This window comes from Streptomyces sp. NPDC030838 (assembly GCF_055572035.1).
In genome coordinates, this window is record NZ_JBVIED010000001.1 from 1,264,700 (window position 1) to 1,289,231 (window position 24,532).

The window sequence follows — 24,532 nt, forward strand, 5'->3', positions numbered from 1 at the left end:
GGCACCGTGGTGCGGACGTCCGTCGCCCGGGCGCCGGCGGCGGCCAAGGCACACAGGTCAGACACGGGCACCCGCCACACCATGCGGATGATGGCAGGCCACCGGGCCCGTCGGCGGCGGTGGCGTCGCGCACACCTCCGTCGCCCTGTCGCACCGGGCCGCGAAGGCGCAGCCGGCGGGGAGGGCGCCGAGTTCCGGGGGCAGGCCGGGGATGGGGGTGAAGGCGCGGTCGGGGAGGGCGTCGAGGAGGCCGCGGCTGTAGGGGTGGCGGGGGCCGGGCGTGCCGAAGAAGGCGGTGGCGTCGGCGAGTTCGACGATGCGGCCCGCGTACATCACCGCCACCCGGTCGGCGATGCGTTCGGCGGCGGCCAGGTCGTGAGTGATCATCAGCAGGGCGCGGCCGGTGCCGTCGGCGGCCCCCGTGGCCGCCTCGGCCCCCTCGGCCCCCTCGGCCCCCTCGGCCACGTGGCGCCGCAGTTCGTCGACGGTGCGGTCGACCAGGTCGCGGTCGAGGCCGGTGGTCGGCTCGTCGGCGAGCAGCAGCGGGGCGTCGCCGACGAGGGCGAGGGCGGTGGCGGCGCGCTGGGCGAGTCCGCCGGAGAGCTGGTGCGGATGGCGGTCGAGGTGGCCGACGGGGAACGCGGCGCGCTCGGCGGCCTGTTCCGCGGCGGCGCGCAGGGCGGCCCGGCCGCGCACCGGCGTGAGCGCGGCGACGGTCTCCTCCAGCTGGGAGCGGATGGTGCGCACGGGGGTGAGGTGCGCGGCCGGGCTCTGCGGGACGAGGCCGATGAGGCGGCCCCGGACCGTGCGGGCCAGGGTCCGCTCGTCGGCGGCGAGCAGGTCCAGGTCGCCGAGCAGCGCCTGCCCGGCGGTCTGGGCGTTGCCGGGCAGCAGGCCGAGGAGGGCGGAGGCCAGCACGGACTTGCCGCAGCCGCTCTCGCCGATCAGGGCCAGGCACTCGCCGGGCGCCACGTCGAAGTGGGCGTCGGTGACGGCGGCGATCCGGCGTCCGCCGGGCATCAGGAAACGCACGGAGAGGCCGCGTACCGACAGAACGGGGGCGTGCCCGGTCACAGCATCAGCTCCGATCGGCGACGGGGATTGATCCGCTCCCGCCACGCACCGGCGAGTCCGGCGATGGCGAGGGTGGGCAGGATGATGAACAGGCCGGGGAAGAGCGTCGGCCACCACTGTCCGGCGAGCAGGGAGCCGCGGGCGCCCTGGACCAGCGTGCCGAGGCTCGCGGTGTGGGTGGGCAGTCCGAGGCCGAGGAAGGACAGCGCGGACTCGTGCCACATGGCGTGCGGCACCATCAGCACGGCGGCGAGCGCGGCCTGCGGCAGCACGCCGGGCAGCAGATGCCGTACGGTCACCCGCCACCGGGACGCTCCCCCGCTGATCGCGGCGTCGATGTAGGGGCGGGAGCGCAGGGAGAGCACCTCGGCGCGCACGATCCGCGCGGTCGACAGCCAGTGGGTGAGCGCGACCGAGACCACCACCGGCCAGACGCCGGGCCGGAACATGGCGACGATGAAGATGCCGAGCAGCAGATGCGGGACGGAGGAGACGGTGTCGACGACCCGCATGATGCCGCGGTCGGCCCAGCCGCCGAGCGCTCCGGCCGCGGCGCCGACGGCGGTGCCGATGACGGTCGCGGTCAGCGCCGCCGCCACGCCGACGAGCAGGGAGACGCGCAGCCCGTAGACGCAGCGCAGCAGCAGGTCGCGGCCGACGTCGTCGGTGCCGAACGGGTGCTCCCAGGAGGGCGGCTGGAGTTTGGCGGCCAGGTCGACGGCCTGCTGGTCGAGCTGGACCAGGGGCGGGACGAGCAGCACGGCGAGGACGGTCGCGGCCAGCAGGGCGGCCGAGACGCGGACCCGCACGGCCCGGGTGGAGCGGCGGTCCCTGGCAGGGGAACGCCAGACGGTCCCGGCGGGCGCCGGTGTCTCACATGTCACTGAGCTTCACCCTCGGGTCGAACAGTCCGTAGAGCAGGTCGGCGAGCAGGTTGCCGACGAGGACGGCGGCGGTGGCGAGCGTGGTGAGAGCGGCCAGCAGCGGGAAGTCGACGGCGGTGGCCGCCTCGACGGTGGCCGCGGCGATGCCGGGCCAGCTGAAGACGCTCTCCACCAGCAGGGCGCCGGTGATGAGTTCGGGCACGCGGGAGCCGATCAGGGTGAGGACCGGCAGCAGTCCGGAGCGCAGCGCGTGGCCGAGCAGCACGGTGCGTTCGCCGAGGCCGCGGGCGCGGGCGCCGCGCACCGGGTCCTCGGCGAGGGCGTCGCCGACGCCCTGCCGGACGTAGAGCGTGAACCAGGGCAGTTGGGAGACGGCCAGTACTCCGGCGGGCAGCACCAGGTGGCTCGCGACCTGCCCGAACGTGACCTGTTCGCTGGCGGTGTCGGTGAGGCCGCCCGCCGGGAGCAGATCCCACTGGAGGGCGAACAGCCAGACGGCGAGCAGCGCGATCCAGAAGACCGGGGCGGCCTCCAGGACGTACGCGAGCGAGGTGACGGCCCGGTCCAGGAGGGAGCCGGGGCGGCGGGCGGCGAGCACGCCGAGCACCGTGCCGAGCAGCACGGCGACGGCGAACGCGACCGCGCACAGCAACGCGGACCACACCAGGCGTTCGCCGATGACCTGGGTGACCGGCTGCCGCAGCACGCTGGAGTGGCCGAGGTCGCCGGTGAGCGCGGAGGTCAGCCAGTCCCACCAGCGGGCCGGGAACGGCCGGTCCACGCCGAGGTTGGCGCGCAGCCGGTCCAGGGTCTCCTGGTCCGCGCCGAGCGCGGCGGTGCCGGCGTAGGCCTTGACGGGGTCGAACGGGGAGGCTGCGGCGACGGCGAACACGCCGAAGGTGACGACGAGGAGGACGGGCCCCGCGAACAGGGCCCGTCGTCCCGCCAGGCGTGCCATCGCTCCCCAGGGGAGTGCGGTCATTTCTTCGGCTGCCAGTCCTCGATGTTCCACCAGGGGCCGCTGGCGAAGCCGTGCTCGTGCGGTTCCAGCTGGGTGGTCAGGCCGTCCCAGCGGTCGGCGAGCACGTAGAGGTGGTCGATGTGGGTGAGGAAGGTGTAGCCGGGGTCGTCGACGAGGGCGCGCTGGACCGTGCCGTAGGCGGCCTTCCGCTCGTCCGCGGCCCGGGTGCGGCGGCCGGTGTCGAGGGCCTCGTCCACGGCCGGATTGCGGTAGCGGGCCATGTTGTTGAAGCCGTCGCCGGCGAGGGAGGAGTGCAGCAGGGTGTACAGGCCGAAGTCGGGGTCGCCGACGCTGCCGTAGCCCGCGAGGACCGCGTCCTCGCCCATGCGCGGCTCGATGACCTCCCAGGTGGCGCTCTCCACCGTCACCTCGATGCCGGCCTTCTTGGCGTCGGAGGCGTAGGCGAGGGCGTGGTCCTGGCGGACCTTGTCGCCGGAGGGGTAGAGCAGGGTGAAGGAGGCGCGGCGGCCGTCCTTGGCGCGGATGCCGTCGTCGCCGGGCTTCCAGCCGGCCTCGTCGAGGATCCTCCTGGCCTTGCCGAGGTCCCGGGTGCGTTCGATGCCGCGGGCGAACGCGGGGTCGTCGGCGGGCAGCGGCCCGTAGGCCGGGCGGCCCGCGCCGTCGAGGATCTGGTCGACCATGGCCTCGCGGTCCACGGCGGCGTCGAGGGCCCGCCGGATCGCGCGGTCGCCGGTGACCTGGTTGCCGGTGGGGAGGGTGACGGCCCGGACGTCGTAGGACTTCGCCTCGTACGTCCGCTTGTCGCCGTCCTGGGCGAAGGTGGCGGCCAGGTTGGGCGGCAGGACCGCGCCGTCGAGGTCGCCGGAGCGCAGCCGGGTGGCGCGGACGTCGTCGTCGGCGATGACCGCCATGGTGAACGTCCTCACCTTCGGCGCGGGGCCCCAGTAGTGCGGGTTGGCCTTGAAGGTGAGCTTCTCGCCCTTGCGCCAGTCGGTGAGGACGTACGGTCCGGTGCCGACCGGCTTGGTGTTGAAGTCGCCGGTGTTGGGGTCCTGTTCGCCCGCGATGTGCTCGGGGACGATGGGCAGCACCGTGCGGGCGGCGAAGGGGGCGTACGGGTACTTGAGGCGGAAGACGACCGTGTCGTCTCCCTTCGCGCGGACGCTGTCGACGGCGTCCAGCTCGCTCTTGGCGGTGTTGTTGGTCTTCGCGTCGAGGACGGTCCGGTAGGTGTAGACGACGTCGGCGGCGGTCAGCGGCTCTCCGTCGCTGAACCTCACCCCGTCGCGCAGGGTGTAGGTGTACGTCCGGCCGCCGTCGGTGACCTTCGGCAGCGCGGTGGCGAGGGCCGGCTTCAGCTTCAGGCCCGCGTCGCGGGCGAGCAGCCCGTCGAAGATCTTGGAGTTGCCGTCCTTGCCGTAGCCGAGCAGCGGGCTGAGGGTGTCCGGCTCGGTGGCGACACCCAGGACGACGGACTCGGCGGCCTTGCCGTCGTCGGCCGCGTCGCCGGGTGCCGAACAGGCGGCGACCCCGACCGTCAACGCCGCCGTGACGGCGGCACCTCGTATCCGACGGCCCGTCATGACGCTCACACTCTTGTTGCCAAATTCTGGTTCTTGCATATCACTGGCAATTAAAGGCCACCAAGGCGGTCGAGCACCAGTTCCCGTCCCGTGGCCGCTCCGGCTTGCCTCCCCCCGTGTGACCACACCGCAAGGCACATCCGAATCGCGCATTTTGTCTGCTTAGCATGCGTACTCCGCGTGATGAGAGGACATCAGATGGCGCCCACAGGCCGTCACACAGGCCTGCCCGAGCATCCTTCGGCCCCCACCGACGCCCTATGGCGTGCCGCGGCCCCGCACCTCGCCCGCCGCCGCTTCTTCACCGTCACCGCCGCGGCCGCCGCCCTCGCCTTCGGTACCGGCCTGCCGGCCCGGGGCGCGATGGCCGCGCCGCGGCTCGACGCGGCCCGGATCACCGAGGACCCGTTCACTCTCGGGGTCGCCTCCGGGGACCCGCTGCCCGACTCGGTCGTGCTGTGGACCCGGCTCGCGCCCGAGCCGTACGAGCCGGACGGCGGGCTGGGGCAGCAACGGGTCACCGTGAGCTGGGAGGTGGCCATCGACGAGTGGTTCGCCATCGTGGTGCGCGAGGGCACGGCCACGGCCTACCCGGAGTACGCCCACAGCGTGCACGTCGACGTCAAGGGCCTCGACCCGGACACCCCGTACTACTACCGGTTCCGCACCGGCACCTGGATCAGCCCGGCCGGCCGCACCCGCACCGCGCCCGCCGCGGGCGCCGCCGTCTCCTCGCTCCGGATGGCGGCGGTGGCCTGCCAGGCGTACCACGACGGCTACTACACCGCCTACCGGCACCTGGCCCGGGAGGACGTCGACCTGGTCTTCCACCTCGGCGACTATCTGTACGAGTACCCGGTGGACTCCGCCGGCGGCGAGCGCGGGTACACCGGCGTCAGCCTCCCGGACGCCTTCAACCGGGAGACGATGACCCTGGCGGACTACCGGATGCGGTACGCGCTGTACAAGAGCGACGCCGACCTCCAGGCCGCGCACGCCGCGCACCCGTTCGTGGTCGCCTGGGACGACCACGAGACCGAGAACAACTACGCGGGCGCCATCCCCGAGAACGACGTCCCGCCGGAGCAGTTCCTGCTGCGCCGGGCCGCCGCCTACCGCGCGTACTGGGAGAACCAGCCGCTGCGCGCCGCACAGCTGCCGCAGGGCCCGGACGCCCGGCTGTACCGCCGGCTCCACTGGGGCGCCCTCGCCCAGTTCGACGTGCTCGACACCCGGCAGTACCGCTCCGACCAGGCCTACGGCGACCGCCCGCACGTCCCGGGCCCGGAGTCGGACGACCCGGCGCGCACCCTCACCGGGAACGCGCAGGAACGCTGGCTGATCGACGGCTGGCGCGCCTCGGGCGCGCTGTGGAACGTGATGCCCCAGCAGGTGCTGTTCTCGCAGCGCAACTTCGACGTGACCAATCCGCCGAAGGTCTCCATGGACGCCTGGGACGGCTACCGCGCCTCACGCAACCGGGTCGTCGCCGGGGCGAAGGCGGCCGGCCTCGCCAACTGGCTCGTGCTCACGGGTGACGTCCACGTGAGCTACGCCCTCGACATCAAGGACAACTTCGACGACCCGCAGTCCCGCACCCTCGGCACGGAACTCGCCTGCACCTCCATCGCCAGCGGCAAGGACGGCGCCGACAAACCCGTCAACTGGGAGTCCCACCTGCGGGCCAACCCGCACATGCGGTTCTACAACGGCAGACGCGGCTACCTCCGGATGGCGCTGAACCGGCTCCGGTGCCAGGCGGACTTCCGGACCGTCTCCGCCGTGACGACACCCGGTGCCCCCGTCACGACGGCCGCGTCCTTCGTCACCGAGGCGGGCGACCCCGGCCTGAAACCCGCGTGAGGCTGCGCCCGGGTCGCACGCGGCGTCCCGGCGTCCCCTGGCCGCGCGTACTGCACATGGCGCCCCGGGGCGTCACCAAAAGCGCGAAAGCGCGCCGCCGACGACATCGCAGCGGGTCAGGGAGGCAAGGCCTATGGCCTCACGGCAGCTTTCCACAGCCGTCCGCACAGCGAAGGAGACCCGTCGCATGCCCCACAGACATCCCGTCACCCGGCACGGTGCCGCCCTCATCGCGCTCGGCGCACTGGTCCTCGCCGGCATCCCGTCGGCCGTGGCGGCCGCCGACCCGGAGCCGTCCGCCGGGTCCGCCTCCTCGGCGGCGCAGACGCTCGGCGCCGACAAGCCGTCCCAGGAAGTGCTCCTCGCGCTGGAGCGCGACCTCGGACTGACCCCCACCCAGGCACGGACACGGCTGGTCAACGAGGCGGAGGCGGGGACCCGGGCGGGCCGGCTCCGCAACGCGCTGGGCGAGCGGTTCGCCGGCGCCTGGCTGCGCGGCGTCCTCGCCGACGAGCTGACCGTCGCCACCACCGACGCCGCGGACGCGCCCGCCATCGAGGCCGAGGGCGCCAAGGCCCTGGTCGTGAAGAACACGCTGGCCTCGCTGCGGGCCGTGAAGGCGCAGCTGGACAACGCGGCCATCCTGCACGACACCCGGAACACCCCGCTGTGGTACGTCGACGTGCCGGCCAACCGGGTCGTGGTGCAGGCCACGGACCGCTCATCCGCGGACGCCTTCGTCAAGGCCGCCGGGCTCAAGCCGGAGCAGGTCGGCGTCCGGGTGGCGGCGAACCGGCCCCGGCTGTACGAGAACCTCACCGGCGGCGACGCCTTCTACGTCGACGGCCTCGCCCGCTGCTCCGTCGGATTCTCCGTCACCAAGGGACAGCAGCAGGGATTCGTCGCGGCCGGCCACTGCGGCAAGCAGGGCGCCAAGACCACCGGCTTCAACAAGGCCGACCAGGGCGCCTTCCAGGCCTCCACGTTCCCCGGCAAGGACATGGCCTGGGTGGGCGTCAACGGCGACTGGACCGCCACGCCCGACGTCAAGGCCGAGGGCGAAAAGAAGGTGCAGGTCACCGGATCGGTCGAGGCGCTCGTCGGGGCGTCGGTGTGCCGCTCGGGCTCGACCAGCGGATGGCACTGCGGAACCGTCGAGCAGCACGAGATCAGCGTCAGCTACGCCGAGGGCACCGTGGACGGCCTGACCCAGACGACGGTGTGCGCCGAACCGGGCGACTCCGGCGGCCCGTATGTCGCGGGGTCCCAGGCGCAGGGCGTCACCTCCGGCGGCAGTGGCGACTGCACCAACGGCGGGACCACCTTCTACCAGCCGGTCAACCCGATCCTCAGCGACTTCGGCCTCACCCTGAAGACGGCGTCCGCGCAAGCGGCGCCCGCTCCGCAGGACAACACGACGACGGACGCGTGGATCACGGGCCGGGTCTACGACATCGGGGCGACCGTGACCCACGCCGGCGTGCGGTACGTGTGTCTGCAGCCGCACCAGGCGCAGGGCACGTGGTCGCCCGCGACGACGCCGGCTCTCTGGCAGCGGATCTGACAGGCGTACGGCGTACGGGTCCGCTACTCCGCCGCGAGCAGCCCGTACGCCGTGGTGACGAACGGGTCGCGGTGCCGGAAGCGGCGGGTGCACACCGCGGCCAGGGCCGTGCCCGTGTCGGGCCGGAAGCCGAGGAACGCCTGCTGGCCGAGGGTCGCCCCGCTGTGGAAGTACATCGGCCCGCCCGGCGTCGGATGACGGAACCAGGCCACGGTGTGCACATGCCGGTGCCCCAGGCCGCGCCGCAGCACCGGTGTGCGCACCGCCCGCAGGGCGCCCTCCGGGTGGAGGTGCGCCTCGAGGAAGGTCAGCAGGTCGTGCGGGGTGGCGCGGATCGCGCCCGCCGCCTCGAAGCCGCCGGCGTCGAACGGGGGAAGGGGCGTGCGGCCGTCGGTGGTGTGCCCGGTGGCGTCGGTCTTCGGGTCCGCTGCCCGCAGGGCGGTGCCGTGCAGGCCGAGCGGGCGGAGCACGTGCGCGGTGAGCAGGTCCTCCCAGGCGGTGCCGGTCGCCGCCGCGACGGCGTGCCCGAGCACGGCGACACCGAAGTTGGAGTAGCGCCATCGGGTGCCGGGCCGGTGTCGCGGCCGGTACCGGAGGAAGGCGTCGGCGACCCGGTCGGCCGGGTAGCGGGCGTAGGGGTTGGTGCGCCAGGCGGGCAGGCCGCGGACGTGGAAGTCGCGTGGCAGGGTGGGCAGTCCGGAGGTGTGCGTGACGAGGTGGGCGAGCGTCACCGGGTCGGGTCCGGGACGCCGGCCGGAGTCCAGGCAGGCGGCGGCCGGTTCGCCGCCGGTGAGCAGGCCGCGGCGGATCAACTGGACGAGCAGCAGTCCGGCGAATGTCTTGGAGGCCGACCCGATCTCGTAGCGCAGATCCTCCCGGGCCACCGGCGGGGGTGGCGCGGTGCCGCCGTGGTGGACGACACGGCGCCCCGCGCGGGAGACGGCGAAGACCGCGTCGGGCGCGTCGACGGCGTCGACGGCCGCCGCCAGCCGCTCCGTCAGCTCCGCGTCGGACACATCGGTGGCCGAGGGCGGCATGAAGTCGGCCGCGTCCTCGGGGTCGTGGGGGTCGCCCGGCCAGGGCGTGGTCCGGGCGCTCATGTGGCGGTCCGCGCCAGTTCGGTCAGGGCACGGGAGGTGGCCATGACGGAGGCGAAGGCGGCGACGAGCGTGGGGTGGTAGACGATGTCGAACACCTCGTCGGGGTCGCCCTCGGGCATGCCCCGTACGGCGGGCATGGCGCCGTCGGGCTGCTGGGCGGCGGCGAAGCTCTCCCAGGCCCGTTCGTCGAAGCTGGGGCGGGGCAGGCAGGCGTCGACCACGAGGAGTTCGCCGAGCAGGTCCCACCGTTTCAGGTCCAGCCAGTCGTCGAGCCACACCGGGAGCCAGGTGGCCAGGTAGTCGGCGAGCCGGGGCGGCAGGCCCTCGGGCCGCTCGCCCCAGTCGGTGAGGTGGAACACCGTGTGGGTGAAGTCGTAGGCGATGCGCGCGGTGACCGTCCACGGCTCGGGGGTCCGGGCCAGCCAGGTGGTGTCCACCAGGGCGGCCTCGGGCGGGCGGGGCGTGAGGCCGAAGCGGCGCTGGAAGGCGGACAGGCCGAGGCGACGCGTCGGCGTCACCTCGTAGGAGATCCAGCTCTCCAGGCGGTGGTTGAGGACGGTGGCGCGCTCCACCTCCGGCTGGCTGTAGCCGAGTTCCTTGTAGGCGAGGTACACCTCGAAGGGGATGGGCGAGATCGGCTCGACGCGCTGGCCGCGCACCAGCATGCGTCCGCCGTCGAGGGTGTCGCGCCAGGTGTGGTCGAGCAGCCGGCGCGCCAGTTCCGCCTGCCGTGATCCGGCGACGCCCTCGCGGAGCAGCACCTTGCAGATCAGGGCCAGTTCGCCGATGGGCTTGAAGCGCTCCAGGAAGCCCACGTCCGGGTCGACGTCGGGTTCCAGGCGGAATCCCTCGCGGTGGTCCCAGAGCCATTCCAGGGCCCGGACGCCGACGGTGTGGATCAGACGGGTGGCGGTCATCGGGGCACTCCTTGTCCGCCGTACCGGTGCGTCGCGGCACTTCCCGCCCCGTCTCCGGTGAGGCGCGCGAGGGTCAGTGCCGCCGCGAAGACGGCCATCAGGGTGGAGTGATAGCAGTGGAGGAAGTCCGGCTCCGGGCCCCGCGCACCGTCCTCGCCGCCGTCCGGCTCTTCCTCGGGCAGCGCGCCCGAGCCGTACTGCGCCCTCGCGAGCCGGGCCCAGGAGTCCCGCAGCAGCGCCCGGTCGGGCGGGCCCGGGAGGCTCGCGGCGACGACCAGCAGCTCGCAGCTGAGGTCCCACATCCCGGCGTCCAGACAGGTGTCGAGCCAGGGCGGCAGCCAGTCGGCCAGGTAGGCGGCCAGGTCCGCGGGGACGTCCTGCGGGGTGCGGCCCCAGTCGGTGAGGTGGAAGACCACGTGGGTGAGCGAGTAGCCGGCGGCGCGCTCGAACGCCCAGGGTTCGGCCGGCCCGCCCAGCCAGGTGCCGCGCAGGATCTGCTCGGGGTCCTCCGGCCGCCGGATGCCGCTGCGCCGCTCGGCCCGCAGCACACCGAGGCGGCGGGTCGGCTCCTGCTCGGTGAGCCGCCAGCCCCGGCTGCGGGCCACCGTCGCGGCGGCGGCCTCGTACCCGGGGTGGCGCAGCCCGGCGGCGGCGAAGACGGAGTACACCTCCAGCGGATAGGTGGCGAAGGGCTCCAGCCGTTGCAGGCTCAGGAACATCTCGCCGTGGTCCGTCTGCCGCCAGGCGAACCGCAGCAGGTCCGAGGCGCGGATGTGCAGCGGGTCGGACGGCGGGGTGCGCAGCCGTACGGTCGCGCAGACCTGGGCCAGTTCGCCAAGCGGTTTCCAGGTGAAGTTGACCTGGCCGTCGGCGGTGAGCGCGTCCTCGCCCAGGGCGAAGTCGCCGCGGTGCGCGGACAGCCACGCGAGCGCGGCCGACTCCAGGTCCCGGATCTCCCCCACGTCCACGGCCGTCATACGACCGCTCCGGCCACCCGGATCACCCGGGCGGCCTGGACCTGGAGGGCGACACGGGGATCGCTGCCGCCCATCAGCTCCACGAAGTCCAGGCCGGTCTCCAGTCCCAGCTCCGGCGGCACCCCGTCCAGCAGGGTCAGCCAGCGGCCCGCTCCGGCGGCCTGCTGCCAGTCCCGGCGGCGCACCGCGCGGACGAATCCCCGGGCCACGTCGACCGGGCGGCGCCGGGCCGCCTCGGACACCGCGCACTCCTCGCCCGGCACCGCGAGCGCGGCGAGGACGGCGAGCTGGTGAGTGAGGTACTGCCAGGTGGCTCCGTCGAGCCAGTCGGCGTCGGGTTCCGCCGCCCGGCCGTCCCCGGGCGGGCCGTCCGGGTCGGCCTCGAAGCGCCGGAGGGTGCGCCGCATGGCCCAGTGGCTCCAGCGCACGGAGGGGGCCGCGTCGGCGCGGGCCGGGAAGGCTTCCACGGCTTTGCGGAACACGGCGAGTTCCGCCAGGTCGGGCGGCGTACGGAAGAGCACCTGCGGCAGCAGCAGGTCCGCTCCCAGCACGCGTACGGCCGGGAGGGTGAGGCTTCCGGTGGGGATGTCCTCGGCCCCGGTGCCGGCCACGGTGACGTGGTCTCCGCCACGGAGGGCGGAGACCACACTCGATGCGAGATCCTGCACTGCGCTCTGCAAGAGAGCGGAAGTGCCAGATTGCTCCATTCAGCTGCTCCCCTGCGTCGCTCAGCCCTTCTTGGGGCGAGGGGTGGGCGGGGACAGAAGCAGCTTGATCGCGCCGCCTTCCAGCGCCAGGGCGGCGCACTCCCGACTGTCGCGGTAGACACCGTCGGGCTCGGCCGGGTCGAGGGCTGCCTCTATGTCGGCGGCCTGGATCCCGATGACTTCTTCGATGGTCTCGTCGATGGAAGGCACCAGCATCATCTCCCTTGAGGCTTTCGATTACCTTCCCCACCCCAGTAGGCCGGATCGACCCAAATCATGCGAAATCACCCATAAAAACATGGTTCAGGGATTCAACAACTCGCCCGGCGCACAGGGCTTCCGGCGGTTCTCCGCCCGCCGAGGCCGTGGTGGACGGTCCGTCAGTCGACGTACGACTCGAGCGTGCCGCGGCGCCGGACGTCGAGCGTCGCACAGTGGAAGGAACCGCCGAACGGCGCGTAGTGCAGCAGGTCGCACGGGATCGGTTCGAAGCCCCAGCGCTCCAGCGCCCGCAGCATCCTGGTGTGGTGCCGCTCGGCGACCACCCGTCGCTCGTCGATCATGAGCACGTTCATGCTGAGCCACCTGCCGCACATCGAGGTGACCTTCAGCACGGGGTCCCGGATGGGGTCGGGCTCGGGCGCGATCAGGACGTCCCACGAGCCGAGCACCTCGGGCAGGCGGTCGACATCCACGTAGTCGGGATTGACGAGGAGCTTGCCGGGCGCCAGCGGCACGAACGTCGTGTCGATGTGCATGGGCGTCCGGCAGCGGCTCTCGACCTCGTGGACGCGGTAGGCGGGGCCGAGATGGCGGCGCAGCCACTCGATGCCCATCCGGTTGGTGACGTTGCTCCGCGTGACGAACAGGTCCCGTCCCGCGCGCACGAAGTCCGCCGCGTCGAACACGGGCTCGAACTCGGTGAGGATGTAGCGCATGGGCTCGTCCGGCCCGGGGACGCGGAAGTCCGGCACGAAGAGCTCGTCGGAGAGCTGCGGCTTGGGCGCGGACGTCCAGCGGGCGCCGCGCCGGAAGTAGTCCTTGAGGATCGCGCGGTAGGAGTGCGTCTCGAAGTACCGGCACGGCCAGGCCATGGGGGTCTCGATGATCTCGTCGCCGATCACCAGCATGCTGTCCCGCGGGCAGCTGTTGCAGAAGCCGCGCGAGGACCAGTCGGGGGTGCCGAAGCGGCGCCCGTGCTCGACCGGGTCGGGGCGGCGGACCGTGACACCGAGGGACTCCAGGAGCGCGACGAACCCGTCCAGCTCCTCCTGCGCCCGCTCGACCAGCAGCCGGGGGTACCGGAAACCGGCGGCGACCCCCTGCAACCGGGCGGCCCACGGCGGAACGTTGCAGGTCACCACCGGGTGACCCGGAGGGATCCGCGCCCCGTCGAGGCGCCCGACGATGATCTCCTCCAGCGGATCCCATTCGTTGTGTGAGGAAACCGGTGAAACGAGGGGTTCCGCGGCAGGGCCGGTCGCGACGTTCCGCACCAGCGTCATGCTCAACCGCCTCTCGTCGCAGAGAGAATTCGGGTATCCACCACGTTACTCAACGTGCGGCCCGTCCGCCGGTCCCCCATGCCTTTGGCATATGACAATTGGCAGTTGCGTCCGCCCTGTGCCACCGTGAATGAGGCGCCCGCGGATCCGCTCAGGCGGTTCCCTCCGTCCCCACGTGCCCGGCGCAGGCCCGGCACCGCAGCCCCGGGCGACACCTCAATCCGCCATCCACACCGGCCGCTTCGCCCCACGTGTGCCCGCCCGCGCCCCGGGCCCGGCCACGTCGTCGCCGGCCGGTGCGAGGGAGTCTCCATGGTCAGTGCCATAGAGGACTACGCCTTCATCGGCGACCTGCACTCGGGTGCGCTGGTCGGCCGTGACGGGTCGATCGACTGGCTGTGCCTGCCCCGGTTCGACTCCCCGGCGTGCTTCGCCGCGCTGCTGCACGACGACGGCGCGGGCCGGTGGCTGCTGGCCCCGGCCGGCGGCGGCCCCGCGACGCGACGCCGGTACCGGGACGACACCTTGGTGCTGGAGAGCGAGTGGCACACCGCCGAGGGCAGCGTGCGCGTCGTGGACTGCATGCCGCTGCGCGGCGAGGCCGCCGACGTGGTGCGCCTGGTCGAGGGCCTGAGCGGGCGGGTGACGATGCGGATGGACCTGCGGCTGCGCCCCGACTACGGCCGGATCGTCCCGTGGGTGTACCGCGCGGGCGGCGGCCTGCGGGCCGTGGCCGGTCCGGACGCGTTCTGGCTGCACACCCCGGTGGAGGTGTACGGCGAGAACCTGACCACCCGGGCCGAGTTCACCGTCGAGGCGGGGCAGCAGGTGCCCTTCGTCCTGACGTACAAGCCGTCCCACCTGGTCAGCCGCCCCAGACCGGTCGAAGCGCCGACGGCCGTCGAGGCCACCGAGCGGTTCTGGCGGACCTGGATGAGCCGGTGCGGCTACCGCGGGCGGTGGGACGACGCCGTACGGCGCTCCCTGATCACCCTCAAGGCCCTGACGTACCGACCCACGGGCGGAATCGTCGCCGCGGCCACCACCTCGCTGCCCGAGCAGCTCGGCGGCCCGCGCAACTGGGACTACCGCTACTGCTGGCTGCGCGACGCCACGTTCACCCTCCAGGCGCTCATCGGCACCGGCTACCTGGAGGAGGCGACCCAGTGGCGGGACTGGCTGCTGCGCGCGGTCGCCGGCAACCCCGCCGACCTGCAGATCATGTACGGCGTCGACGGCACCTGGCGGCTGCCCGAGCACGAGCTGGACTGGCTCTCCGGGTACGAGAAGTCGTCCCCCGTCCGGACCGGCAACGCGGCGACCCGTCAGTTCCAGCTGGACGTGTGGGGCGAGGTCCTCGAATGCCTCTACGTGGGCCGCGAGGCGGGGATGTCCGCCAGTGACACGGCGTGGAACATGCAGCGCCACCTCCTGGACTTCCTGGAGAGCAACTGGCAGGAGCCCGACCTCAGTCTGTGGGAGGTCCGCGGCGAACCACGCCACTTCGTGCACTCGAAGGTGATGGCGTGGGCCGGCGTGGACCGGGCGGTGCGCTCGGTGCTCCACCACGGCCGCTGGGGCCCGGTGGACCGCTGGGAGAAGCTGCGCGACCGGATCCACGAGGAGGTCTGCAAGCACGGCTTCGACGCCGAGCGGAACACCTTCACCCAGTTCTACGGGTCGAAGGGCGTGGACGCCGCCCTCCTGCTGCTGCCGCGGGTCGGCTTCCTGCCCTGGCACGACCCACGGGTCCGCGGCACCGTCGACACCGTGCGCCGGGAACTCGGCGAGGACGGTTTCCTGCGCCGCTACCAGCCGGAGGCGGACGGCGGAGTGGACGGCCTGCCGGGCTCCGAGGCCACCTTCCTCGTGTGCAGCTTCTGGCTGGTCGACGCCCTGCACGGCACCGGCCGCCGCGACGAGGCCCTGGAGCTGTTCGAGCGGCTGCTGGACCTGCGCAACGACGTCGGGATCCTCGCCGAGGAGTACGACCCGGCCACCGGCCGCCACCTCGGCAACACCCCGCAGGCGTTCAGCATGGTCGGCCTCGTCAACAGCGCGCTGTGGCTCAGCGGTACGGCGGACATCACCTCGAAAGGACGTCCATGAACGACATCGACGTGCCCGTCCCCACCGACGCCGACGTGCTGATCGTCGGCAGCGGCCCCGTCGGCTGCACCTTCGCCCGCAAGCTGGTCGACGCGGGCAAGCGCGTCCTGATGATCGACGCCGGCGCCCAGCTGTCCCGCCGCTACGGCGAACACCTCAAGAACAGCTATCTGTTCCAGAGGAACATCGACCTGTTCGTCTCCGTCATCAAGGGCCATCTGCTGCCCCTGTCGACCGCCACCAACCGGGAGCCGGTGCTCACCCTCGACCCGTCGGCGTTCTCCTACGACCCGGAGAAGTACGCCGGTTTCTCGATGCGCAACCAGAACCCGGAGCAGCGGGGGCACCTCAACCTGCCCGCCGCGGCCGCCACGTACGCGGTGGGCGGCATGGCCACCCACTGGACCTGCGCGGTCCCGCGCTTCCACCCCGAGGTGGAACGGCAGTACGCCGGGCAGCGGTACCCCATCGACGAGAAGGAAATGGACCGGCTCTACGACGAGGCGGAGTCCCTGCTCGCCCGCAGCACCTCCGTCTTCGCGGCCTCCGCCCGGCATCTGCTGGTCAAGCGGGTGCTGCAGCGGGCCGGGGAGGAGTTCGCCGACGTCACCGAACTCCCCCTCGCGGTCAGCGACCGCGCCGACTCGGACCTGACCTCGGCGGTGACCTGGTCGGCCGCCGACACCGTCCTCGGCGATCTCGCCGACCCCGCCCACACCCCGCCGCGGGGCTCGTTCACGCTGCTGCCCGAGCACCAGTGCGTCCGGCTGGAGATCGCCGGTTCGGGCAAGCACCAGAGGGTGCGGTACGCGGTGGTGCGCAATCTGCGCGACGTACGCGAGGAGATCCGGCTGCGGGCCGGGACGTACGTGGTGGCGTGCGGCGCCGTCCCGACACCGCAGCTGCTGTTCACCTCCGGTGTCACCCTGCCCGCGCTCGGCCGCTATCTGACCGAACAACCCATGTCCTTCTGCCAGGTGGTGCTCCAGCAGGAACACATGGACCACATCGAGGACATCCTGCGCTCCGCCTCGGGCGGCGCCGGCGATCCGGCCGAGGCGGCCGCCGACCGGGTCGCCCGCTACCGTGCCGCCCAGCTCAAACGTCTGCACTCCGGCGACAAGTGCGCCGATCCGGTGCCCTTCCCGCCCACCGAACGCGACCCGAACCTGGCCCTGCCGGTGACCGGAGAGCGCCCCTGGCACTGCCAGATCCACCGGGACGCCTTCACCTACGGAGCCGTACCGCCCAACGTCGACCCCCGGCTCATCGTCGACCTGCGCTGGTTCGGCATCTCCCGGCCCCGCCCGGAGAACAAGGTCACCTTCTCCCGTCGGCTCCGCGACACCTTCGACATGCCGCAGCCCACCTTCCACTTCCGCCTCGACGAGGCCGAACGGAAGGCGACGGACCGTATGAACGAGCACATGCTGCGCACCGCCGCCGCACTGGGCGGCTTCATGCCCGGCTCCGAGCCCGTCTTCCTCACCCCGGGCCTGCCGCTGCACATCGCGGGCACCACCCGGATGGGCAGAAGCCCCCTGGACAGCGTCGTCGACGAGTACTCCAAGGTGTGGCACATCGACAACCTCTACCTCGGCGGCAACGGCCTGCACCCCTTCGGCAACGCCTCCAACCCCACGCTCACCAGCGTCGCCATGGCGCTGCACGCGGCCGACACCATCGTCAAGGGCCACCCCGGACACTGACGTCCCGAAGCCCCCGACCCCTGGACCCCACCATGCCGGCACACACCACCCCGCGCCCGGACGGCATCCACCTGGGCATCACCCCCACCTGCTGGACCAACGACGACTTCCCGCTGATCGGCAATCACATCCCCATGGAGCAGTGCCTCAGCGAGATCGCGCTCGCCGGGTTCGAGGGGTGCAGCATCGGCCACACCTTCACCACCGACGTCGACGCGCTGACCGCCGCGATGCACCTGCGCGGGCTCAGCGTGAGCGAACCGTGGGTGAGCACGTACTTCACCGTGCCCGACGGTTCCGCGCGCACCGCCCGCGAGCTGCTGAGGGTGCTGGAGTTCCTGAAGCAGTTCAACGCCGGTGACCCGCCGGTGCGGACGCGCGTCATCGGCGTCGCCGAGTTCGGCCGGTCGGTCCACCTCCAGGCCCTCAGCCTGCGCAGCAACAAGCCGGAGTTCACCGACGAGCAGTGGGCCGACCTCACCGACGGACTGAACAAGCTCGGCGAGATCGTCGCGAGCCAGGGCTTCACCCTCGCCTACCACCCCCACATGGGCACCGGCGTCCAGACCGAGCAGGACGTCGACCGGCTCATGCGGGACACCGACCCGCGCCACGTCGGCCTGCTGCTGGACACCGGCCATCTCACCTGGGCGGGCGCCGACGTGACGGAACTCATGGAACGTCACCGCGACCGCATCGCGCACGTGCACCTGAAGAACGTCCGCGGCGCCGTCCGCGCGGACCGCACCCTGGCCGACGGCAGCTTCCGCGAGTACGTCGAGGCGGGCATCTTCACCGTGCCCGGCGACAGCGACGGCGACGTCGACTTCGACACCGTCCTCAAGGTCCTCCGCCCGGGCGAGTCCTACCGGGGCTGGCTGGTGGTGGAGGCCGAGCAGGACCCGCTCGGCGGACACCCGCCGCTCCACTACGCCCAGACCGCCCACGCCTACCTGGCCCGGGCCCTCGGCTGACCCGACCGCACCCCCTCACTGGAAGGCACCCCCATGGGCGCAAGCACCCCCCTGAACATCCGCGTCCCCCGGTTCACCCGCGAGGTCCTGGAGGACGACCTCAACGAGGGCTACTGGCTGGAGGCCCCGGACATCGACGGCGACACCCGGCCCGACCTGGTCGGCCACGGCATGCACCTCGGCGAGCTGTACTGGTACCAGAACCCCGACTGGCAAAAGCGCCTGGTCGCCGACGGCTTCCACATGCCGACCGGCGCCCACTTCGGGGACATCTCCGGCAACGGCTTCCCCGACCTCGTGGTCTGCTACGAGCTGTACGGCGCGCGCGGCCGCATCGACGACCCCGACCCGCAGGGCGGGAAGATCGACTGGATCGAGAACACCGGCAAGTTCGACTCCGAGACACGCTGGAAGCGGCACTACATCGGCCGGGAGACCTCCATGCACCGGCTGCGCCTCGGCCACTTCACCCAGACCCGGCACCTGGAGCTGATGGCCCTGCCGACCGTGAGCGCCCACCACGTCCACGCCCTCGTGCCCGTCGTGCTGTTCTCCCCGAACAACGACGTACGCCAGCCCTGGGACAAGCGCGTCCTGGACGACGCCCACTTCCGGATGATCCACGGCGTGGAGATCCAGAAGAACCCGCTGCCCGGCAGCGAGCACCTCGACTCGATCCTGCTCGCCTCCGAGGAGGGCGTGACCTGGCTGCACTACGACGAGCGCGAGCACCGGTTCACCACCACGCACATCGGCGACGGCGAACACGAGCGGTTCGACCGGACCGGGTTCAAGGGCAGCGGCGACGTCGGCGCCGGCCGGATCGGCGACGACCCGCACGCCTACGTCGTGGCCACCGAGCCCTTCCACGGCAACACCGTGGCGGCGTACGTCAAGGAACGGCCCGGCACCCCGGTGGCCGAGGCGACCTGGCGCCGGGTCGTGCTGGACGTCTTCGGCGACCCCAACGAGCTCGGCGAGGGCCCGAGCCACCAGATCGTCTGCGCGGACTTCGACAACGACGGCGACGACGAGTTCCTCGTCGCGCTGCGCGGGCCCTACCCCTGGCAGGGCGTCTTCTACTACAAGGCGCTGGACATCGCCGCCGGCGTGTTCGCCAAGTGGCGGGTGTCCTCGGACAGCGCGGCGCGGATCGCCATCGGCGACTTCAACGGCGACGGCCGCCTCGACTTCGCCACCATCGCCTACAAGGTCGACAAGTACTTCCTCGCCGAGGACGCGAAACTCTGCCTGTTCCGCAACGACATCGAGGAAGCCGCCGTCCGGCCATGACACGTCACAGAGCGCGGTGGCCCTGGGTGATCGGGGCGACCGGTGTCGCGGCGCTCCTCGCGGTGGTGGCCATCGTGGTCGGCGCGGACGCCCAGGCCGCCGCGACCTCCCTGAGCCTGCTGATCTCGGCCGGCGCCGGTCTGGTCAGCTGGTCCTGGCACCGCACCCGCCCCGCCACACCCGCCACCCGCACCGAACTCGAACAGGCCGCGGACGCGCTCGCCGCCATGGTGCGCCGCCAGTGGACCGAGGAGGCCGCCGCCCAGGGCCTGCTGGACCCGCATCCGCTGGCCGTGCGCTGGCGCAGCGCGCAGGCGGAGGCGGGCGACCATGTGCGGATGGTGGGCCGCACCCTGTCCGGGCGCAGCGACGACATCCGCGCCTTCGCGGCGGGGTTCCGCGCCCTGCCGCGGCGGCGGCTCGTGGTCCTCGGCGACCCCGGCGCCGGCAAGACGGCCCTGGCGATCCTCCTCGTACGCGAACTCCTGCGCACCCCGGAGCCCGGCGAACCCGGCGAACCCGTCCCCGTTCTGCTCGACCTGGCGGCGTGGAACCCGCGCAGGGAGCCGCTGCTGGACTGGCTGGCGCGCCGTATCCACGAGGACTATCCGGCGCTGCGCAACCACGAGACGTACGGCCGCGACGCGGCGCGCAAGCTGGTGGCCGAGGGGCGGGTCCTGCCGGTGCTGGACGGGCTGGACGAGCTGCCCGCCGAACTGCGGCCCGATGCGCTGGTGGCGGTCAACCACGCCATCGCCGTGCACGGCCCGCTCGTCCTCACCTCCCGTCAGGCCGAGTACCACGCGGCGGTGGCGGAGACGGACGTGATCACCGCCGCGGCCGTGGTCGTCGCGGAGCCGGTGGAGGCGGCGGACGTGGCCGACTACCTGCGCAGCGTGGTGCCGCCCCGGCGCATCGCCGCCTGGCGGCCCGTGCTCGACGACCTCACCGTCCACCCCGCGAGCCCCGTCGCCCAGGCCCTGTCGGTGCCGCTGAACGTCTGGCTCGCCCGCACCGTGTACGCCGCGCCCGGCAGCGACCCCGCCGATCTGACCCGCTGCCCCGACGCGACGAGCCTCCAGCACCATCTGCTCGACGCGCTGGTCCCGGCGGTCTTCACGGCCCAGCCGGCCGCCGCGGACCCGTCCGTGCCCGACGCCCGCCGCACCGCCGCCGCCCGCTGGCATCCCGACGACGCCCGCACCGCGCTCGCCTTCCTCGCCTCGCACCTCAACTGCCAGCGCAGCGACGACATCGCCTGGTGGCGGCTGCACCACGCCCTGCCACCGGATCCCGCCGGGCCGCTGTCCGGGCCGGTGGCGGGAGCGGTGGTGGGGCTGGGAGCGGGGTGCATGGCGGGGGAGTACTTCCACTGGGCGTTCTCGCCGCCGATGCGGCTCGCGTGTTACCTGGCCCTCACCCTGGCCACCGCCGTGGCGGCGACGGTGGTGATCCGGCTCGCCTGGGTGGCCGGCGGGACGGGACCGGCCGGGCCACCGCCCCGGTCCTCGTCGCGCGGCCGAGGACGACGGCACCCCGTCGGGGAGGCCGCACGCCGCCTGGCGATCGGCTGCGCCGTCGCCCTTCCGCTCTCCGCGGGGGTGGGGGCGGTGACCGAACACTGGGCGAGGGCCGCCCGGACCGTGGCCCCGGCGGACATCGCGGTGGGCGTGGCCGCGTACACCTGGGTGCGAGCGGGTGTCGTCTGGCTGCTGTTCATGGCACTGCTGGCCCTCGGCGTGCTGGGCGTCTCGCTGCTCCACCGCCGGGCCGGGTGGCGGCCGCGCGACGCGGGACGTCGCACGGCCCGGGTGCGCAGACTCCTCGCCTTCGCCCTCCTGTTCTGGCTGGGCGGCGAGATCGCCGCCTCGCTGCTGTACATGTCCGTCCGCCAGATGACCGGAGGGACTTTCTGGGACGTCTCGTTGATCGACCCGTACGGGGACCTGGCCGTCGTCAGCCAGAACGCGACGTACCACGCCTGCGTCTTCCTGATGATCGCCGGCATCATGGCGGGACTCGCTCCCGCCGACGGCGCCACCCGCCCGACCCGCCTGGACTTCCGCGCGCGCAAGCACCTGTTGCCGGCGATGCTCCCCGCGTGTCTGGGCCGGGGGCTGCTGCTGGGCATCCCCCTCGGCGCCTCGCTCGCCTTCGTGACGCCGGACACCGATCTGTCCTGGTGGATGAGATGCGCGGCCACCGGCGTCGTCGGGGTCTACTTCGGCCTCCTGTTCGGTGCCGGGCTGGCGGTGCTGCGCTGGGCCCGGGTTCCCGCCGATCTCGAACAGGAGACTCCACGGTCCACGGTCCAGGGCGACCGCACCGTCGCCGCCGCGCTCGTCGTCTTCGCGATGCTGCCGCCCCTGATCAAATGGATCATCACGATCCAGGCGGACCTGTCGGAGAGTGACAACCCGCTCCTCGGACTCTTCGGTTCCGCGCTGCTGACCCCGGAAGCGGGCCTGTCGGTCGGACTCGCCGCCGGGCTGCTGGCCGTGTCGGGCACCGCCTACTTCGCCTACCGGGAGACCGGCCTACGGCTCGCCGCGGCCGGACGGCTGCCGCGTCATCCGCTGTCGTTCATGGAGGACGCCCGGCTGCTCAGCGTTCTGCGCCGGGTCGGGCCGGTGTACCAGTTCTGCCACGCGGAGTTCAGGGTCCGCCTCGTCGGCGGGGTCACCGCGACGGGTGACCCGGCCCGGGCCGCGGCCGGTGCCGCTCACCGGAACGGCTCCCGGCCCTCGGCCTCCATGTAGCGCTGCGCGCACAGCACGTCCACCACGGCCGCGGCCGTGTGGGCCCGCTGGATCTCGCCGTCGAACGCGCCGCTGCGCAGCATCGGCCAGGTGTCGGAGAACCGGGCCTGCACGCGCGCCGCGACCCGGAGCCGTCCGTCGCCGTCCCAGCGGTCGGGAAGGGTGAACTCGCCCTGGGTTTCCGGGGTTTCCGCGAGGTCGGCCTGAAGGAGCGCGGTGAGGTACTCGTAGCAGTCGAACGCGTCGGAGAGCGTGCGGTCGCTGCCGGCGGCCGGTTCGGCCAGCACGTCCCGCAGCCGTTCCCGGAGCCAGGTGCTGTGCGCCGTCTGGACGAGTGCCGGTGGGTGCGGCTCGGTCACGAGGGCGTTGAGGAGCTCGCCGGTGCCGAGGACGTCCCCCGTGCGCAGGGCGAGCACGGCGGGTCCGGGCTCCCCGGCGGCGCGGCCGGAGCCGGGCGGGGCCGCGGAGGGCCGGGCCAGGACGGGTTCGAGCAGCAGCCGGCCGAGCAGGTCGTCGCGCCCGGCGAGGACGGCGGCGCTGCCGGCGGCGGACAGGGCGAGCAGGGCCGGGTAGAGGTGCGGCCGGGGTTCCTGTTCGCCGCCTCCGTTCCCGCGTACGTTCAGCAGCCGTTGCAGGGCGCGCACCCACACCCGCGCGTGCGCCCCGGCCTCGTCGTGGAACGCGCCGACGGCCATCAGATGCAGCAGCGTGTCGCAGTCGCTCCGGTAGCGCTCCAGCAGCTTCCGGTACTCCTGCGGGTCCGAGGGCCGCTCGCCGGGCGGATACCGGTCGCCGTCCGAGAGGCGTTCCACCACCCGCATGGCCTCGGCGTCCACCAGCTCGTGCAGATCGATGCGGCGCACCGGGTCGGGCAGCGCGCGTTTGAGGCGGGCGACGGCCAGTTCGCGGGTCGGGGCGGGCTCGGTGAGGTGGTCCAGGGCCTCGACGCGGGCCAGCAGGCCGGGGAAGAACTCCTTCGCCGTCAGGCCCTTCACCACCACGGCGCCGTGCCGGGCGACGAGTTCGGCGGCCTTGCCCCGGGGGTCGTGCGGCGCGGACCAGAACACGGGGTAGCGGCGGGTGGCGCGGCGCTCGAAACAGGCGGCGAGCGCGTGGTCCCACTGGGCGGACCAGCCGCAGACGATCAGCCCGTACTCGTCCAGCACCTGGTCCACCAGACCGGCCCAGGCGGCCGGGTACTCCCCCAGCTCCTGCTCGGTGTTGCGGGCCTCCAGGTCGGTCAGGTCGCCGTGCAGTTTGACGACCGTGGCCCGGGCGTGCGCCAGCGGCGTCATCCCGCGGAGGCTGTCGGGGCTGTGGACGACCTGCGGCTGCACCCCCGCCGCCTCCAGCGCCTGCTCGGTGAGCCGGTCGAAGTTGGTGGTCAGCACCACGCGCACCCAGCCCCGCTCCACCAGCCGGGCCACCGCGTGGTGCGCCGCCCCGGGCCGCTTGAGCCCGTCCTGCCGGTCGGCGCCCGGCTCGAGGGACGGCTCGAAGTAGCCGCGCAGCAGCTTGTGCCGGGCGGCCGGGGTGTCGCCGAGCGCCTCCAGCAGGGCGGAGTAGCCGAGCGGTCCGCCGTCCCCGTGGCGGGCCCACCAGGCTTCCGGATCGGCGACGGCCAGTTCCTCGTCCGCGCCGCGCGCGACGGCGGCCCGGCGCACCAGGTCCGTGACGATCTCCCACCCGGTGGGCAGCCCGGCGTCCCGCGACATGCCCGCGCCGAGCAGCAGCGCGTACACGCCGGGCCCGGCCTGCACGCCCATCGCGAGCGAGATGAGCGGGTCGAGTCCGCGCACCGCGGCCGCCGCCGTCGGTCTGTCGTCGTCGGTCATGACCTCACTCTGCGTCACCGGCCGGGCACTCGCCTCCTGGCCCGCCGATGCGTGTGACTCCACCCACGCCGCACCGGCGCGGTCGCCGTATCGCTCCCCGGTGCGGGATCACAATGAGAGGCACGGGGCGTACAGCGAGACGGGAGCCGATCGTGCGCGCACGAGATCTGGCGGTGGAGTACGAGAGGGTCGGCGTCGACAGCGACGCCATAGAGGCGGCGCGGCTGATGGCACAGCACCGGCTGCCCGCCCTGCTGGTCCTGGACGGATCCGGTCTGCCCGCGGCGATCCTCCCCGGCTCCCAGATGATCAAGGTCCTGGTGCCGGAGTACGTCATCGAGGACCCGACCCTGGCCGCCGTCGTCGACGAACGCCACGCCGACCGGCTCTGCGAGGTGCTCAAGGGCCGCAAGGTGCGCGACTGCCTGCCGCCGAACACCCCGGCCCCGCCGGTCGCGGCGCCGGACGACACGGCGCTGGAGGTCGCGGCGCTCATGGCGCGGGTCCGCAGTCCGCTGGTGGCGGTCGTGGCGGACGACAAGGACGGAAAGCACGGCAAGGACGGCCAGGACGGCCCGCGCCTGCTGGGCGTCATCACCGCCGCGCACCTTCTGGAGCGGTTGCTGGCCGCCGCGTCCTGAGGCGCCGCCGGAACCGGGGAGCGCCGCGCGGACGAGCCGCCGGACCACCGCAATCG

19 protein-coding genes are annotated in these 24,532 nt (G+C 73.0%); 8 read left to right on the forward strand and 11 right to left on the reverse strand.

Annotated elements, in window-relative coordinates; translation table 11 throughout:
• Window positions 1–57 precede the first annotated feature (57 nt).
• The 4 genes from ACZ42A_RS05730 to ACZ42A_RS05745 are packed head-to-tail and all read right to left on the reverse strand — an operon-like array spanning window position 58 to window position 4,523.
• Complete coding sequence (locus ACZ42A_RS05730; protein WP_468525851.1) at window positions 58–1,074, reverse strand: ABC transporter ATP-binding protein; 1,017 nt, start codon at window positions 1,072–1,074, stop codon at window positions 58–60.
• Window positions 1,071–1,958, reverse strand: coding sequence for an ABC transporter permease (locus tag ACZ42A_RS05735; RefSeq protein WP_468525852.1), 888 nt, complete (start codon window positions 1,956–1,958; stop codon window positions 1,071–1,073). Before ACZ42A_RS05735 ends, ACZ42A_RS05730 begins: the two co-directional genes overlap by 4 nt.
• Window positions 1,948–2,916, reverse strand: coding sequence for an ABC transporter permease (locus ACZ42A_RS05740; RefSeq protein WP_468525853.1), 969 nt, complete (start codon window positions 2,914–2,916; stop codon window positions 1,948–1,950). Before ACZ42A_RS05740 ends, ACZ42A_RS05735 begins: the two co-directional genes overlap by 11 nt.
• Before the next feature lie 20 nt (window positions 2,917–2,936).
• The gene (locus ACZ42A_RS05745; RefSeq protein ID WP_468525854.1) at window positions 2,937–4,523 is read right to left on the reverse strand and encodes an ABC transporter substrate-binding protein; all 1,587 of its coding nucleotides are present in this window, start codon (window positions 4,521–4,523) and stop codon (window positions 2,937–2,939) included.
• Window positions 4,524–4,721: 198 nt separating this feature from the next.
• Here ACZ42A_RS05745 and ACZ42A_RS05750 point away from each other — a divergent pair, with 198 nt between their 5' ends.
• The gene (locus ACZ42A_RS05750) at window positions 4,722–6,386 is read left to right on the forward strand and encodes an alkaline phosphatase D family protein (protein WP_468525855.1); all 1,665 of its coding nucleotides are present in this window, start codon (window positions 4,722–4,724) and stop codon (window positions 6,384–6,386) included.
• A 187-nt stretch (window positions 6,387–6,573) separates the two neighbouring features.
• The gene (locus ACZ42A_RS05755) at window positions 6,574–7,950 is read left to right on the forward strand and encodes a trypsin-like serine protease (RefSeq protein ID WP_468525856.1); all 1,377 of its coding nucleotides are present in this window, start codon (window positions 6,574–6,576) and stop codon (window positions 7,948–7,950) included.
• Between the two features lie 23 nt (window positions 7,951–7,973).
• Here ACZ42A_RS05755 and ACZ42A_RS05760 read toward each other — a convergent pair whose 3' ends face one another.
• From ACZ42A_RS05760 to ACZ42A_RS05785, 6 genes are all read right to left on the reverse strand, one after another.
• Complete coding sequence (locus ACZ42A_RS05760) at window positions 7,974–9,050, reverse strand: serine hydrolase domain-containing protein (RefSeq protein ID WP_468525857.1); 1,077 nt, start codon at window positions 9,048–9,050, stop codon at window positions 7,974–7,976.
• Window positions 9,047–9,967: a DUF6895 family protein gene (locus ACZ42A_RS05765; RefSeq protein WP_468525858.1), complete on the reverse strand. Its 921-nt coding sequence runs from the start codon at window positions 9,965–9,967 to the stop codon at window positions 9,047–9,049. The genes ACZ42A_RS05760 and ACZ42A_RS05765 overlap by 4 nt, the downstream gene beginning before the upstream one ends.
• The gene (locus ACZ42A_RS05770; protein ID WP_468525859.1) at window positions 9,964–10,944 is read right to left on the reverse strand and encodes a DUF6895 family protein; all 981 of its coding nucleotides are present in this window, start codon (window positions 10,942–10,944) and stop codon (window positions 9,964–9,966) included. Before ACZ42A_RS05770 ends, ACZ42A_RS05765 begins: the two co-directional genes overlap by 4 nt.
• The gene (locus ACZ42A_RS05775; RefSeq protein ID WP_468525860.1) at window positions 10,941–11,651 is read right to left on the reverse strand and encodes a hypothetical protein; all 711 of its coding nucleotides are present in this window, start codon (window positions 11,649–11,651) and stop codon (window positions 10,941–10,943) included. Before ACZ42A_RS05775 ends, ACZ42A_RS05770 begins: the two co-directional genes overlap by 4 nt.
• 21 nt (window positions 11,652–11,672) lie before the next feature.
• The gene (locus ACZ42A_RS05780; RefSeq protein WP_468526145.1) at window positions 11,673–11,852 is read right to left on the reverse strand and encodes a hypothetical protein; all 180 of its coding nucleotides are present in this window, start codon (window positions 11,850–11,852) and stop codon (window positions 11,673–11,675) included.
• 179 nt (window positions 11,853–12,031) lie between these two features.
• Window positions 12,032–13,156 carry an amidinotransferase gene (locus ACZ42A_RS05785; RefSeq protein ID WP_468525861.1) on the reverse strand — a complete coding sequence of 375 codons (1,125 nt, stop codon included), beginning with the start codon at window positions 13,154–13,156 and terminating at the stop codon, window positions 12,032–12,034.
• A gap of 312 nt (window positions 13,157–13,468) precedes the next feature.
• Between ACZ42A_RS05785 and ACZ42A_RS05790 the strand changes: the two genes are divergently transcribed.
• Genes ACZ42A_RS05790 through ACZ42A_RS05810 form a run of 5 tightly spaced genes read left to right on the forward strand, consistent with a single transcriptional unit; the run spans window position 13,469 to window position 22,000 of the window.
• On the forward strand, window positions 13,469–15,265 hold the full coding sequence (locus ACZ42A_RS05790) for a glycoside hydrolase family 15 protein (protein ID WP_468525862.1): 1,797 nt from the start codon (window positions 13,469–13,471) through the stop codon (window positions 15,263–15,265).
• Window positions 15,262–16,974, forward strand: a complete 1,713-nt coding sequence (locus ACZ42A_RS05795) for a pyranose oxidase (protein WP_468525863.1) — start codon at window positions 15,262–15,264, stop codon at window positions 16,972–16,974. The genes ACZ42A_RS05790 and ACZ42A_RS05795 overlap by 4 nt, the downstream gene beginning before the upstream one ends.
• Window positions 16,975–17,006: 32 nt before the next feature.
• Window positions 17,007–17,948 carry a myo-inosose-2 dehydratase gene (gene iolE, locus ACZ42A_RS05800; RefSeq protein WP_468525864.1) on the forward strand — a complete coding sequence of 314 codons (942 nt, stop codon included), beginning with the start codon at window positions 17,007–17,009 and terminating at the stop codon, window positions 17,946–17,948.
• A gap of 33 nt (window positions 17,949–17,981) precedes the next feature.
• The gene (locus ACZ42A_RS05805) at window positions 17,982–19,241 is read left to right on the forward strand and encodes an FG-GAP repeat domain-containing protein (RefSeq protein ID WP_468525865.1); all 1,260 of its coding nucleotides are present in this window, start codon (window positions 17,982–17,984) and stop codon (window positions 19,239–19,241) included.
• Window positions 19,238–22,000: a hypothetical protein gene (locus ACZ42A_RS05810; RefSeq protein ID WP_468525866.1), complete on the forward strand. Its 2,763-nt coding sequence runs from the start codon at window positions 19,238–19,240 to the stop codon at window positions 21,998–22,000. The genes ACZ42A_RS05805 and ACZ42A_RS05810 overlap by 4 nt, the downstream gene beginning before the upstream one ends.
• Here ACZ42A_RS05810 and ACZ42A_RS05815 read toward each other — a convergent pair.
• The gene (locus ACZ42A_RS05815) at window positions 21,964–23,835 is read right to left on the reverse strand and encodes an SIR2 family protein (RefSeq protein WP_468525867.1); all 1,872 of its coding nucleotides are present in this window, start codon (window positions 23,833–23,835) and stop codon (window positions 21,964–21,966) included. The genes ACZ42A_RS05810 and ACZ42A_RS05815 overlap by 37 nt on opposite strands.
• A gap of 152 nt (window positions 23,836–23,987) precedes the next feature.
• On the opposite strand from ACZ42A_RS05815, the gene ACZ42A_RS05820 reads away from it, so the two are divergent.
• Window positions 23,988–24,476 (forward strand): CBS domain-containing protein, encoded by a 489-nt coding sequence (locus tag ACZ42A_RS05820; RefSeq protein WP_468525868.1) that lies wholly within the window; start codon window positions 23,988–23,990, stop codon window positions 24,474–24,476.
• Window positions 24,477–24,532: the final 56 nt, after the last annotated feature.

Bases quoted from the DNA above. Each gene is read 5' to 3' on its own strand.
- ACZ42A_RS05810 (WP_468525866.1), top strand. From the start codon at position 19,238: ATGACACGTCACAGAGCGCGGTGGCCCTGGGTGATCGGGGCGACCGGT.
- ACZ42A_RS05775 (WP_468525860.1), bottom strand. From the start codon at position 11,651: ATGGAGCAATCTGGCACTTCCGCTCTCTTGCAGAGCGCAGTGCAGGAT.
- ACZ42A_RS05770 (WP_468525859.1), bottom strand. From the start codon at position 10,944: ATGACGGCCGTGGACGTGGGGGAGATCCGGGACCTGGAGTCGGCCGCG.
- iolE (WP_468525864.1), top strand. From the start codon at position 17,007: ATGCCGGCACACACCACCCCGCGCCCGGACGGCATCCACCTGGGCATC.
- ACZ42A_RS05815 (WP_468525867.1), bottom strand. From the start codon at position 23,835: ATGACCGACGACGACAGACCGACGGCGGCGGCCGCGGTGCGCGGACTC.
- ACZ42A_RS05805 (WP_468525865.1), top strand. From the start codon at position 17,982: ATGGGCGCAAGCACCCCCCTGAACATCCGCGTCCCCCGGTTCACCCGC.
- ACZ42A_RS05795 (WP_468525863.1), top strand. From the start codon at position 15,262: ATGAACGACATCGACGTGCCCGTCCCCACCGACGCCGACGTGCTGATC.
- ACZ42A_RS05790 (WP_468525862.1), top strand. From the start codon at position 13,469: ATGGTCAGTGCCATAGAGGACTACGCCTTCATCGGCGACCTGCACTCG.
- ACZ42A_RS05760 (WP_468525857.1), bottom strand. From the start codon at position 9,050: ATGAGCGCCCGGACCACGCCCTGGCCGGGCGACCCCCACGACCCCGAG.
- ACZ42A_RS05755 (WP_468525856.1), top strand. From the start codon at position 6,574: ATGCCCCACAGACATCCCGTCACCCGGCACGGTGCCGCCCTCATCGCG.
- ACZ42A_RS05745 (WP_468525854.1), bottom strand. From the start codon at position 4,523: ATGACGGGCCGTCGGATACGAGGTGCCGCCGTCACGGCGGCGTTGACG.
- ACZ42A_RS05765 (WP_468525858.1), bottom strand. From the start codon at position 9,967: ATGACCGCCACCCGTCTGATCCACACCGTCGGCGTCCGGGCCCTGGAA.
- ACZ42A_RS05740 (WP_468525853.1), bottom strand. From the start codon at position 2,916: ATGGCACGCCTGGCGGGACGACGGGCCCTGTTCGCGGGGCCCGTCCTC.
- ACZ42A_RS05750 (WP_468525855.1), top strand. From the start codon at position 4,722: ATGGCGCCCACAGGCCGTCACACAGGCCTGCCCGAGCATCCTTCGGCC.
- ACZ42A_RS05785 (WP_468525861.1), bottom strand. From the start codon at position 13,156: ATGACGCTGGTGCGGAACGTCGCGACCGGCCCTGCCGCGGAACCCCTC.